This is a genomic window from Paenibacillus sp. FSL R10-2782 (assembly GCF_038592985.1).
Taxonomy (GTDB): domain Bacteria; phylum Bacillota; class Bacilli; order Paenibacillales; family Paenibacillaceae; genus Paenibacillus; species Paenibacillus terrae_C.
Genome location: NZ_CP151951.1, coordinates 2,428,267 through 2,441,132, shown reverse-complemented (window position 1 = coordinate 2,441,132; position 12,866 = coordinate 2,428,267). Strand labels below are relative to the sequence as shown.

Sequence of the window (12,866 nt, the reverse complement as noted above, 5' to 3'; positions counted from 1 at the left end):
ATCTCCCTTTCCTTTAAAAAGCCTGGAGCCATCTGAACGGCATACCTCCGCGCAGATTCTCCAGGTCGTTTATTCTCATTAAACTATCTACCGTAATTATTACGATTAGATAATAAAAAAACAAGCGTTTGATAAACGTAACCTTTACGCATTAGCAAGTTTAACAGTTTAGAAAAGGTTCGTCAATGTTTTGCAGGTCTTATACTCGTTTACTTTACAATGCCACTCATTCCTGACGTCATGAACCAGTCAAAGGCTTTTCAGCCGCTTCCAGCTTTCTCAACCGTTCCTCGATCTCGGAAGCAGAGAAATTTTCACCCATGACGACGGCTACATCGTTCACCTGTTTTTGCGGGCGAATCGGAATGATTTCCAGCTCCCGGTAGGCAAACTGGAACATCATCTGACCCTCTGATTCCAGAAAACGCACAATTCCTTTGGCTCGGTAAATTTCAGCTGGCAAACTGCGAAACAACTGTTCAAACTCGGAGCGTGGCACAGGTTGTCCAAAGAAATGCGTGTGAACAACTACATGGTCGTAGGAATGATAATGCTCCCCATGTTCGTGGTCATGGTCATGATGGTGATGGTCTGCATGATCATGAGCGTGTGGATGATTTTCCGAACGATGAAGATTATTTTCGCTATCGGCAGTTGACTCCTTTTGCCCCGAAACGTCCATGCGATCCTCTCCTTGAATAGCGAAAAAAGTATCCGCGTCCACGTCGCTCCGTTGCGTGCTCACCGTCAGCGCATACGGATTTAATTCTTTTACGAGTGCCTGTACCTTTGGCAACTCCCCAGTAGCCAATAAATCAGTTTTGTTAATAATCAGCCTAGAAGCGCATCGAAGCTGATCCTGCATCAGGCGATACGACTTGTTTCTCTCGTGACCTGACGCAAAATCCAGAAACTGACGGGCATCCACCACTGTAATGACGGATTGTAAAATCATAGTGGAATATATGGAGGCATCTGTCACTGCATCTACAATTTCCATCGGATTAGCTACTCCGGTACATTCTACGATAATCACGTCCGGCTTATATTCCTCGGCAAGATTCATCAACTCAACGCCTAAATCTCCGCGAATGGTACAGCATATACAGCCACTAAGCATTTCCTTCATGGGAGCCTGATCGTTCACCACACTGCCGTCCAAGTTAACATCGCCCAACTCGTTCATCAAAATAGCCGGCTTGAGCCCCTGCCCTTTATAGTAAGCCAGCGCATGCTGAAGAAGCGTTGTTTTACCACTACCCAGAAATCCGGACAAAACAACAATCGGTATCATAAAATCCTCCTTGTCTTTCCAACGTTTTAATATGGATCGTACCGTAAAAAATTCCTTCTTGCAATCGTTTATCGGATTTTAATCGTAATATTTACAAATTGGTATAGGCACATTGTCCAATTAAAGAACACAATTATATAGATGTTCACGCATGAACCGTCTATAAAGGAGTACTTCATACGCTACCAGCGGACATGTTTGTCCCATTACAGGCATAGAATGTAGACAAGAACCCTTATTCCCAAGGAGCCGTGGAATGAAAACCAGTACGCTGTTGAAAATGCTGCCTTTTATGATTCCGTTTGCCTTTCTCATCCCTGTGCTTGTTACGCTATCTCCCCGATGGCTTCGTTTGTTAGATATGAGTCAACTGCAACCGTTAAAAACGGTATTTATGGGCATCTTTCTGGAAGCTGTCCCGTTTCTCCTTATCGGTGTACTCGTCTCATCCCTTTTGCGATGGCTCGTACCAGAGACATGGATTCGCAAAATAGCGCCTGCGCATCCTGTGTCGGGTGTCTTGCTGGCCTCCTTGCTGGGTCTGCTGTTTCCCATTTGTGAATGCGGCATGATCCCTGTCGTTCGCCAATTGATGCTCAAGGGAATGCCTGCCTATATGGGCATCACCTTTATTTTAAGCGGGCCGATTATCAATCCCGTAGTGCTGGTTGCGACGATGATGGCCTTCCCTTCCCATCCCGAGGTCACTGCCGTTCGAATAGGGCTGGCCTTTGCCGTTTCCGCGATCATTGGGCTGATCGTGTATGCCTTTGTGCGTGTGCATCCGCTCAAAAGGTCATTGCTCTCTTTTAGCCAGCAAAGGCAGAACAACCAGACTCATCAGCACAATCGCACATGGCGGGGCTTTTTTGTACATGCTGGCGACGAATTTTTGGACATGAGCAAATATCTCATTATCGGCGCGTTGCTGACAGCCTGCATACAGACCTTCATCCCGCGTGATGAAATGCTTTCGCTAAGCGGTGGAACGGCTGGCTCGTACGCCTTTATGATGGGCTTTGCCTACGTCTTGTCGCTATGCTCCACCTCCGATGCCTTCGTCGCTACTGCTTTTTCGCATACCTTTACACTGGGTCCGCTGGCATCCTTTCTCGTATTAGGCCCGATGCTGGATTTCAAAGGCACGCTCATGCTGCTAAGCACCTTCCGCACCAAATTTGTCGCCGTCTTGTGCTTACTCATTGTTTCGTTCGTCCTGGCGGGCTCTATAGCTGCTGAATGGTTATTGGGGAGGTGAATACGAACGTGAATTCAACCTTTAGCATGCGCTGGCAGTATGGCATGCGCTCCTTGCTCATGATTGGATTGGCTGTGTATATCATCACCTTGAGCCGCTCGAATTCCCTTCATTACTATCTGGCTCCGCAAATGCAAAAGCTGCTCCTGCTCTGCCCCGTGCCCTTGCTCTTTATCGCTTTGGCCATGGCATGGCACGGCATAGCCGGGGACCGAGAAGGTGAGGATTTATGTGATTGTGAGCATCCGTTACCGCAAGGCTGGTTCAAAAAAATGCTCGTATATGGAATGCTGCTCATTCCACTACTGTTCGGTTCGCTGCTGCCCAATCAAGCGCTTGGCAGTGATATGGCGGCCAAAAAAGGCATGTCCTTCACGTATCCCAACCCGGAGATCCGACGCAAAACAGATACACAAACCACGAAAGCACCTGTATCCTCCATTTTATCTACTGCATCTTCTAGCGCAGCCTCGCACCCCGCAGGGGGAAAATGGAGTCAGGAAACGCTGGATAAGCTGTTCGTTCCGCCTGATAAGTACAATGTAGAATTTGCCGAGCTGGCGAAGCGTCTGTACCAGCAGCCGATCATACTGATCAAACCGGAAATTTTCTCCGAGACTATCGGAGCCATCGAATTGTATAAGCACGCTTTTGATGGAAAAAAGGTGCAGGTGACTGGCTTTGTCTATAAAGACGGCAGCCTGCCGGGCAAAGGTCTATTTGCGGTGGGAAGGTTCCTTGTTATGTGCTGTACCGCCGATGCCATGCCATTCGGAATCATCGTCCAATCCAAGAAGGCCCCGTCCTTTGACAAGGATACGTGGGTGACCATTGAAGGCACATTACATGCCACACAGAAAGGCAATGCACCCGTACTCGAAATTCGATCCGAGAAAATAACCGCAGTGGCACAGCCGGAATCCCCTTATGTTTATACCCAGGCAGATTCGGTAGCCACCTTTGATCGCTTGAATGCAGCACACTAACCCTATCAAGGAGGAATAATGATGAACAAGGTTCCTGTGATATTAATCAGCGGTTTTCTTGGAAGCGGCAAAACGACGCTGCTTCTGCGCTTGCTGGCCCATGCCCGCCAAATTCCGCTCCGTCCCGCAGTATTAATGAACGAAATGGGTGAATACGATGTAGACGGTGCCATTATTACTGAAGAAATGCCTGACGTATCGGTGGAGGGACTGCTGGAGGGCTGCATTTGTTGCAGCAAAAGAAATGAGCTGGCAGGCGCTCTGCACACCCTGCTCAGTCAGGACCCGGATCTGATCTTCATGGAAACCACCGGAGTAGCCAACCCTGAGCAAGTGCTGGAAGAGCTTCGCTCCCCGTTGCTGGCGGATCGGCTTTATCTGGTTCACAGCATCAGTGTTGTGGACGCTGAGCTTTTTCATGAATACAATAGCCGCTTCACCGCTGACAAGGAACTGGTCGAGACCCTGCACGGGCAGCTTCGCACCGCAAACTTCATTGTAGTGAACAAGACAGATGCGGCAAGTAGCCGCGAAGTGAAGAGGGTTGTCAAGAGCATTCGCAAGCTCAATGATACGGCCAAGCTGCAAACCGCTGAGTATAGCCGGGTTGACCTTGGACCCCTGCTGGAGCCTGCACTGACCTCCGTATCCGTTGCCGTAAAACCTGTACAGGTATCTCAACCCACACCAGCAGCACAGGCGCAACGAACCGATGCAACGGCATCGGACGACCCTATTTCTGTCAAAGGTATCGGGCAACCCGACAGTATTTCCAGAAGTACAGCATTCAAGGTCATTTCTGGGCACAGTCATAGCCTCAGCCACGATCCCAACCAGCCCCATTCGTTTTCCCGTCTGGAGAGCTTAACGCTGCATCAATATACTTTACAGTCGCTGGAAAAGGAACGATTGGAAAGCTTCCTGACTGGACTCGGATCCTTCCTGCTTCGCGCAAAAGGCTATTGCGTGCTTCCGCACGAAGGTACGATGCTCTTGCAATATTCAGGCAGTCACTTGGAGTGGCAGCCCACCGCGCTCCCCGTGAGTCAGGGGTATGTCACGCTCATTGGGGAGCAGTTGGATAAAGCATCCATTACCGACCAATGGGAGCAGTGCTTTATTTCACTTTAAATGGCAGTTCTGGATTAAGACAAAAACACCTCCTGCATCTGCAGGAGGTGTTTTAAAAAGCGACGTCCACGAATTATTTGTATAATCCGTGAACATAACGCTCGTCTTGTTCTAAAGGTTATATTTTTTGTTAAAGCGATCCACACGTCCACCGATATCCACGTTTCTTTGTTTACCAGTGAAGAACGGGTGAGAAGCGGAGCTGGTATCTACACGGATAACCGGGTATGTGTTGCCATCTTCCCATTCCATCGTTTCTTGGGAATACTTAGTGGAAGCACTCAGGAAAGAGAATCCACAGCTAGGGTCCAAAAAGATAACTTTGTTCAATGTTGGATGAAGATCTTTTTTCATATTATTCACCTAAGCTTTCATATCATTTTATTGGTTCAAACTCAAACGTACTGGCGCAATACTCCATCAGTTGGCAAAAAGAACGGTTATGTCCCAGAAAAAAAGACGACAGATCGTAACGGTTGCGCTCAGGTTCGTAAACGACAAGCAAACGATGCCGCATATATCGCATCGCCCATTGCATGAACGCTCCGGATCTTTCGTCAGCCTTCATCGTTATATAAGCATATAGTGAATGGTCCTCCGGCTCGTCCCAAATGCTGACACCAGCACAGGAGAACTCGGTTGCCACGTGCTTTCGATTCAAAAGGCAAAGCGTACCTTGCAGCTCCGCATCTATCGTACAGCCATGAAAAAAAGCCGTTCGCTTAGGCGTAAGCTTTATCTTTGGACGCTCTATCCACTGGACTAATTCAAGTTTTCGCCGGTTCCATAATGCAGGCTTTTGCAAACTTAACACGATTTCTTCATCATGAAGTGGAGAGACCATGCCATGGCTCCTTTCATGAAGCCCTGTATTTATTAGATTTCAGGCTTCGTTCAGGACGCAAAATAATTCAGGTTGCTATGTAGCAAGCCCAAATTATCTAGTTTCACGATGGATCGTATACTTTTTCAGACGCGGAGAGTACTTTTTCATTTCAAGACGCTCCGGGTGATTTCTTTTGTTCTTGGTTGTTGTATAGTTGCGGTCACCAGATTCGGTGCATGCCAAGGTAACAATTACGCGCATTTCTCTTCCTCCTTAAATGGAATACATGGTATACAATTACAATAGTAATTTTTACGATTAGTTCTATTTTATAATTCATGGTGCTCTTTGTCAACCTTTGACTGACGGTTTATCGCTTCTTCTACTGTATTCCAGCGATTGCGGTACTGTGCCAGCTTCGGATGAAGTTCTAACGGCTCGGTGGAAAGCAACAATCTGACGTTTCTGATCCATTCATCGAACGATGCATAGGATGCACACAAATTTGCAGTTTCAGGACTCATATACAGAAAAAGCGGGGGAGTATATTTTTCCGCCAGAAAACGGATTGCTGCTTCAATCGGCGTATACTTTTTGCGTTTACCTTCCCAGCTCTCGATTACGATAGCACCCAAAGCCTGCTCCCGCTGCCACTCCCCAAGGTCGTCTACCCGCTTGTAATACGAGCGGACCGGCTGCTTCCACATTCTTCTGACTGTTTCCTCATGCAACGGGTATAGTACCTGCTTTTTAAAGGATAGCGCAGCTCCCGTTTCAGCAAAAATATCCAGCTCTCCAGCTGTAACCTGTTCAAACGTATCATAGTAGATCATAGTCCCTTTATGCGTATCGACTGGAGGCTCGTAGCCATAGGGTACATATTGAAGGTTTCTTGTCATGCCGGACACTCCATCCTTCCGTAGATGAACTTTTCCTTCTATATTATACCCTTGTTTTGGTATGAGCTTGCATAAAATGTTTATCCTTGCTGAGCAGCAGTCGTATTGTGGCGTGAGCCCCGGCGAAACTGCAAGGCATAAAGTACCATGGTTGCGAGCGCAATCAGCGCAAGCACCGTAAATATATTGCTAAAATTGAACACCTGTACGTTGGTTACGACAGGATTCAGGTGAAAGGTAAACGAGGTATCTAGCGTTTTGCCCAAAATACTTGTCGTCACTGCACCGGAAATAAAATTCAGCAGAGACAGCAGCCCCATTCCAACACCAATCTGATCCCTCGACAAGGTACGGGAAATCGTGTTAGACATAGCAATCTGCATAAAGGTTTGACCTACGTTGCCGAAAATGAGCAAAAATAAAATGAGATACGGAGACGCGCCCACAAAGGTAGACAAGCTGATAAAGCAGATAAACATAAGCGTAACTGCCGTGTAGACGAGAAATGAATTTCCTTTGCTATCGGCCAAACGCCCACCGCTTTTACCAAGCAACGCCGATGCAATGGCGGCCGGAAACATAATCAATCCAATTGTTGCAGGCGTAAGCTGATTGAGACTGTTCAGAAACTGCGGCGCCAGGTATGGCAGCCCAAAGCTGACCCCTGCTCCCAAAAAGGCTATAAACAATCCGTAGGAATATTGCTTATTTTTGAACAGCTTTGGCTGAATGAATGGATCTTTAGCGGTAGTAATCCGCCATATAAACAGAGCAAACAGCACAATCCCGACCAGAAAAAATATACTATTGCTTTGCGAAATGGAAAGCAGCAGGAAGGCCACCGTGCCACCCAGCAGCAATCCACCGAGAAAATCAAATTTCTGATTCTCTCCACGCTGGTCGTCCAAATATTTGCGAAAGAACGGCAAGGCGATAACCGGCAGCATGGAAATAACGAACAGAAAACGCCAGCTTGCAAAGCCTGTAATCAAGCCGGAAATAATCGGAGCCAGCGCCGTACCCAGTGCCAATCCGATTGCAGTAATGCCCAAGGCACGTCCTCTTTTTTCAGCAGAGAAATACCGGACAGGAATGATCATAGCTGTCGCCGGAATAACAGCAGCCCCTGCGGCCTGAAGCAAACGGGCTACAATCAGCAGCCAAAATTGATTGGCCAACAGACCAATAAGCGAGCCTAACGCAAAAAAGATAATCCCAAACGTCAGTAAATCCTTGAGACGGTATTTGTCCGCCAGCTTTCCATAGGTCACCGAGCCAACCGCATACACAATCATATAACCGGTCAACAGCCAGCTCACATCGGAAGCACTAATATGGAACTCCTCACGAATCACAGGCATAACTACATTAAACATAAAGGCGTTCATTACTGAAAAAACGAGTGTGAAGGCCAACACACGCATAAGCTTATCCGCATTGGGATAAGTTTGTTCTTTTATCATCGGGTCTCTTCCCTCTCCTGTAAAATCTATCTATGCTGTAATAACTCAGCTTTTGAGTACCCCTATCCGGGCATATCCTTTCAAACGCGGGCGTTCGCAGGACGGTAATTGTGAAGTATTTTTTTCAACAGACCTCGAAGAATCTCTAACTCCCCCACAGATAATGTTTCGCCTGCCGAGCTTTTAATCTGCTCAACTGTATGCTCAGCTACCTTGTGAATTTTCCAGCCTTCCTCAGTCAAATAAATCTGCTTCATACGCGCATCTTGAGGGTGACTTTTGCGTACTGCCCAGTTTTTCTTAACGATCCCGTTCACCAGGCTGGTAACGCTTGATTTATCAATAAGCAGCAGCTTTTCCAAATCCGTATTGGTCACTCCTGGCGACATTGCCAGTATATAAAGCGTCTGCGATTGCGGGGAGGTAAGCCCCAAAGGACGCAACGCCGTCTCAATCTCGCGCCGGACTGTTGTGAAAATCCATTTAATTAAATACATCGTGCTCTCTTCCTCCCAAGGGAGACAAACGGGATACACCTCACTTCCCATGTCGTTACTAACCTCCACAATCATTGAATTTTAATAGTTTGAATTCCAACTAATCTTAAACAGTCGCCTATCTGGTGTCAATACTTACGGAAAATATAAAAGAGATTACAGTAAAAGACGAGCCCTGTAAGGAAGCCCGTCTTTTACTTCATTTCTATTTCATTTTGCTTGTTTAATCAGCAGTCTTCACTTGAACCAGCGGGTACTCTTCTCCATCCACCGTAACTGTACTAGCATCGTCTAGCTCCAGTCGTTGCCAAATGGTCAGCAGTGTGCGATAAGGATACTGCTTCAGGTCATACTTGGTTGGTGCGTCAGAGCCGGTTCCGGTTCCATCGGTTGCTGTGCCGCTCTCTCCTGTAGGAGTCCCCGATGTCGTGCCTGCGCCCGATTGGCCTGTCACCGTTCCAACCTGATCCGCGCTGTTTCTGCTGGATGTACCTCCGCCAACCGTTGAGCCAGTAGCCTCCCCTGCTATCGTGCTTCCTACAGTGGCACTGCCGGTTTTCGCATCACCGGGCTGACCCGTGTTAGCTTTACTGGCTGCTTCCTTGTCGTTCTGTTCAGCAAGCGTAAAATTTTCGTATGAATACTCCTGTTGATCCGCACCGACAATGACGAGCTTTTTAGGCTTAAACGCCGCCTGCTCCGCCGATGTTTGAAAAGCAAACAGCAGCTTGACCATTTTCGTAGTCGCCTTGGTGTTGGGTACATGAGTCACAATCGCCGTAGGCTCTTCCTTTACGGGTGCTGTCGGCTCCACTACAGGCTGCTGCACTGGCTTGGGTGTAGTGACAGGTGCTGGCGTGGCTTCCGAGCCGATTACGCCCGCTGCTTTCAGGCCGCCTAGCGTGCCTGCAATGACGACAAGCACGATCCCGGAGATCACCCCACCCTTGCGGAAGCGACGAAGCGTTTTGACTAAAGGTGTATCCGTCTCATGCCTCGCTGTCAGATAGAAATTTTTAAAAACAGGCTTGGCGGGCTCAAAATATTCACGCCACAGTGTTTTTTTATGCAGCCCTTCGCGTCCTTCCTTCTGGAAGAACAAAAGCAACGCACGTCGATAGGCTGGTTCAAAACCGCCCCGTGGCGTAGCAAATTCAGCATGTCCCTCCGACCAGCGAATAAAACGATACATCGTATCGTTACCCTTCGCCCATTTGCGAATCGAGCTAACCAGACGGGCAAAATCCAGTATTCCTTCGTCCGTACCATCGGAACGATAGAAGGCAGGCAGCAGACGAGCAAAATGGCCCTCCGCAAGCTGCTGAGGCAGCCAACTGTAAGCCCAGTCCTGCACCTTTTCCACCTCGCCCGGCTCCAGACCCTCCAGCACTGACGGTTCCGGGTCCTCCGTGCTAAACCAATCGTAAGCCGCAATCAAGCGCACAGCTTGTCCCTTGAGTGGAGCTGGCAGTTTCCCGACCCACTGCACCAAATCAGGACGTGTCAAGAACGGAATCTGTACGACCTGATCAGGTGAGATTTCCTTTAGCTCCACTTCGGTAAGCAAATACCGATCCGACGCTTCCTGCAAGCGTTCCGTTAACCCGGATTGCTCCAGTGTAGAGAGTTGGCCCCCCGTAGAGCTGCTTTCCCATTGTTGCAACCGTTGATGAATAGCAGCCACAGTCTCTACCGGCTTTCTTTCGGCACGCAGTTTGCCCATCAATGCGGACTCAGCCAAAAGCTGAAAATCGGCATTCGCCGATACTTCAATATATCGACTGCCCCATTCATGCACGACAGCCAGCAGCCCCTTCACATCCGGTGTTCTTTTCATCTGGCTATCCATGTAGGGAATAAACAGCAGCTTCGTGAGCGCCGGATTACCCAGCACCTTCGTAAAATACGACTTGCCCAATGAAGGATTTTCTTCAATCGTATGATAAATATAAGTGACAGCTTCCGTATTTCTGGCGGTATAGGCGTTATTCAGCGAGCGGATCAAATATTCCACCAACCGATTCTCGCTGCTACGCGCGTGAACTTTATAGTAATCCTTGAAGCAGTCAACCAGACCCACGTCAGGAATATATCCATCCTTCACCCGATCAAATTCATGATCAAAAAACGACAGAAATAAGTCATTCAACCGCATTTTACGTGGCAACGCATCGGGAGAAGATAAATAGTCGGTTAAGCTTCTCAGTACGGAAATACGCCGTTCGTTATATAACCCGCGTTCTTCCTGTTCTATTCTGTACAGTGTAATGAGCTCGTGATAGCTGGATAGCGTCAGATCACGCCCTGCCTCCATGCCCGTCAGCATTTGCTCCGCAAATTTGAAAAAATCGTCTGGCGTCTCGCCATTCAGCAACGTACGGGTAATCCAGTCAAAATACGGCTGTCTCACCTGCTCTGCATCCACATTGAGTACCCGACCACTGTTAGTCAGGTCAAATACAAAATCCTTTTCCACATTCCGATTCCCGGGACGCAAACTGAAAGGCTCAACAAACATCAAATGAATGCCTTTTCTGCTGTGTGGCTCCTTCGCATATGTAAGAAATCCGAGCCTGTTGCGAAATGCATAAGGCAGCGCCGCATACAACACACCCAGCAGCAGCTTGGCTGAAGATGCCACCGCTTCTACTGGAACGTTCAGTGCTATATATACCTTTTTACGGCCCGTAGCCGACATCATGACTGCATATAGAATCTGCTTGAAAACTTCTTCGCTGAGCTGCAATTGAGACAGCACCGCAGACGGATCAACAGATGGAAATACGCTCCCACCCGGCAGACGCTCCAATTCCGGCAATTCCGTTCCTTGCTCAATATCGTAAGTATCGACAAAAGATGTGTTCAGCCACTGCTTGTAATCCGACGGAGATTCACCCTGCCCGCCTGGAATCACATAATTATGCGTAAAAAAGGCGCTCCGCAGCCCGGTAAAATCCGCTGCCTTGTAGATACTCCGTCCTAGCACCACATCTCCGGACTCCGTCCGTACCAGATGCATGGCTTCCGGGTAGACGCTCTCCTGCTTCTCGCCACGCGCCGTTAAAGCAGCAGGCGCATCATACACACACAAGGGATGCAGCACCTTTTTAATAAAAGAAGTGTCCAGCCCCTTGGAATTGGCCACCGTATCGAAACCTTCCGTTGAACGGAAAATACCACGCCGTTCCCGTGTGTACATCTGCTGCTGTATCAAATGAGAGGTAGAATTACTCACTGTGATTCTCTCCCCTCAATGTACTTCAGCTTGTAGAGCAGCCAAATGAAGGGCTCATCCACACGGATCGGACTAACCAGCCCTTGCAGCTTTTGATCTACTGGATTGCTGCCCAAGGCGGAAACCGCAAAATAGGCCGTGTCTGTAAAATACACATCCATCGTGCCCTTGAACGGCTTATCCACCTTTTCAATGAACCGTCGCACTTCGCCATCAATGTTAGCAAACTCATTCAAATCCATATATTTCCGATGCTCCATTGGATTAAAAATATTGCTGTTTGTCTTGATGTACGTGCCTTCTTCATCTGCCAGCGCAGTGAGCATGTCACTTTTGGTCAGAACAACGGCGGTTGGAATGTCCGTCTTCCCTTTTTCCTGATATGCGATAAAATCACCGAACATCGTAAGTACAACATCACGCGGCTCATCATATTGTGAAACAAACTCGCCCGGCTTGTCCCCGATGTTGATCTTGATACGCTCCCGAATAGAGCGGATTTGCAGCGGATCGACCATAAACAGAATGCCCGCTGAATTTTTAATATGCTGCCCGTGCAGACCCAGATAGTCCTGATCGACCATCCCCTCACCGGCGACATCAAAAAACACCAGCGTCAGTGGCGGCTTTTCCTCATCCTTAAACACAAACTGGAAGATAAAAGGCTCCTGCATCTTTTCTTTCTGTGTGGAGGTCAGCAGATCCCCACGCTCAAACAACGGTTCCTCATACATCGTACGGAACTTGCGGCTGATCTCTGCATTCAGTGGCATGCAAGCCGCATCAAAATGATCGGCCGTAACATGCTGCAACGTGTGAATTAGGGAGGTCATATAGACGGATTTCCCTGCCTGTGAAGCTCCAATAATCGAAATGATATTACTCGGCACCTTGCCTGCGGTCACCGGCAGCTCATTATGGCAATGTGGACACAATCTGCGACGTGTCAGCTCGCCGTAGCGATCTGTCAGACCTGTCAGTACATGATCCGAGTACAAACGATGCTCCTCAGGAACATCAAGGGGGTGAAGTATGGCTTCCATATCATGCACACTGTCCAAACCAAAGCGCTCCCGATATTTGTTCAGCAGCTCGTCCTCACCCAAAGCGTAATCCTCGTCATCCTCACGGTGATGGGAAGCACGGAATACAACTTCCTCCGGGGAAAACTTACTAAAGCAATAAGGGCACACAATATCATAAAATAACGGCCTTGGTGCTGCCTGCGGCTTTCTTCTGAATAAATTGCTAAGAAAACTCATCGGTTGCGGCCTCCT

The 12,866-nt window shown here is 48.3% G+C and carries 12 protein-coding genes; 3 read left to right on the top strand and 9 right to left on the bottom strand.

Annotation, left to right across the window (positions count from 1 at the left end):
- Positions 1 to 238: 238 nt before the first annotated feature.
- Positions 239 to 1,294, bottom strand: a complete 1,056-nt coding sequence (locus NST83_RS11330) for a CobW family GTP-binding protein (RefSeq protein WP_342417648.1) — start codon at positions 1,292 to 1,294, stop codon at positions 239 to 241.
- A gap of 256 nt (positions 1,295 to 1,550) precedes the next feature.
- Here NST83_RS11330 and NST83_RS11325 point away from each other — a divergent pair, with 256 nt between their 5' ends.
- Genes NST83_RS11325 through NST83_RS11315 form a run of 3 tightly spaced genes read left to right on the top strand, consistent with a single transcriptional unit; the run spans position 1,551 to position 4,669 of the window.
- Positions 1,551 to 2,552, top strand: coding sequence for a permease (locus tag NST83_RS11325; protein ID WP_342417647.1), 1,002 nt, complete (start codon positions 1,551 to 1,553; stop codon positions 2,550 to 2,552).
- A gap of 8 nt (positions 2,553 to 2,560) precedes the next feature.
- Positions 2,561 to 3,538 (top strand): TIGR03943 family protein, encoded by a 978-nt coding sequence (locus NST83_RS11320; protein WP_342417646.1) that lies wholly within the window; start codon positions 2,561 to 2,563, stop codon positions 3,536 to 3,538.
- A gap of 18 nt (positions 3,539 to 3,556) precedes the next feature.
- Entirely contained in the window at positions 3,557 to 4,669 is a 1,113-nt protein-coding gene (locus NST83_RS11315; RefSeq protein ID WP_342417645.1) for a CobW family GTP-binding protein, read from the top strand.
- Between the two features lie 111 nt (positions 4,670 to 4,780).
- Here NST83_RS11315 and NST83_RS11310 read toward each other — a convergent pair whose 3' ends face one another.
- The 8 genes from NST83_RS11310 to NST83_RS11275 all read right to left on the bottom strand — a co-directional run bounded on the left by NST83_RS11310 (position 4,781) and on the right by NST83_RS11275 (position 12,851).
- Positions 4,781 to 5,023: a type B 50S ribosomal protein L31 gene (locus NST83_RS11310; protein ID WP_014281334.1), complete on the bottom strand. Its 243-nt coding sequence runs from the start codon at positions 5,021 to 5,023 to the stop codon at positions 4,781 to 4,783.
- 22 nt (positions 5,024 to 5,045) lie between these two features.
- The gene (locus NST83_RS11305; RefSeq protein ID WP_342417644.1) at positions 5,046 to 5,513 is read right to left on the bottom strand and encodes a hypothetical protein; all 468 of its coding nucleotides are present in this window, start codon (positions 5,511 to 5,513) and stop codon (positions 5,046 to 5,048) included.
- Positions 5,514 to 5,606: 93 nt separating this feature from the next.
- Entirely contained in the window at positions 5,607 to 5,756 is a 150-nt protein-coding gene (rpmG, locus tag NST83_RS11300) for a 50S ribosomal protein L33 (protein ID WP_007430271.1), read from the bottom strand.
- Between the two features lie 68 nt (positions 5,757 to 5,824).
- On the bottom strand, positions 5,825 to 6,394 hold the full coding sequence (locus NST83_RS11295; protein WP_342417643.1) for a hypothetical protein: 570 nt from the start codon (positions 6,392 to 6,394) through the stop codon (positions 5,825 to 5,827).
- A gap of 80 nt (positions 6,395 to 6,474) precedes the next feature.
- A complete protein-coding gene (locus NST83_RS11290) occupies positions 6,475 to 7,857 on the bottom strand; it encodes an MFS transporter (RefSeq protein ID WP_342417642.1) in 1,383 nt (460 codons plus the stop codon).
- An 80-nt stretch (positions 7,858 to 7,937) separates the two neighbouring features.
- Complete coding sequence (locus NST83_RS11285) at positions 7,938 to 8,405, bottom strand: MarR family transcriptional regulator (RefSeq protein ID WP_137062943.1); 468 nt, start codon at positions 8,403 to 8,405, stop codon at positions 7,938 to 7,940.
- Positions 8,406 to 8,577: 172 nt separating this feature from the next.
- The gene (locus NST83_RS11280; protein WP_342417641.1) at positions 8,578 to 11,589 is read right to left on the bottom strand and encodes a hypothetical protein; all 3,012 of its coding nucleotides are present in this window, start codon (positions 11,587 to 11,589) and stop codon (positions 8,578 to 8,580) included.
- On the bottom strand, positions 11,586 to 12,851 hold the full coding sequence (locus NST83_RS11275; RefSeq protein ID WP_342417640.1) for a hypothetical protein: 1,266 nt from the start codon (positions 12,849 to 12,851) through the stop codon (positions 11,586 to 11,588). Before NST83_RS11275 ends, NST83_RS11280 begins: the two co-directional genes overlap by 4 nt.
- Between the last annotated feature and the right edge of the window lie 15 nt (positions 12,852 to 12,866).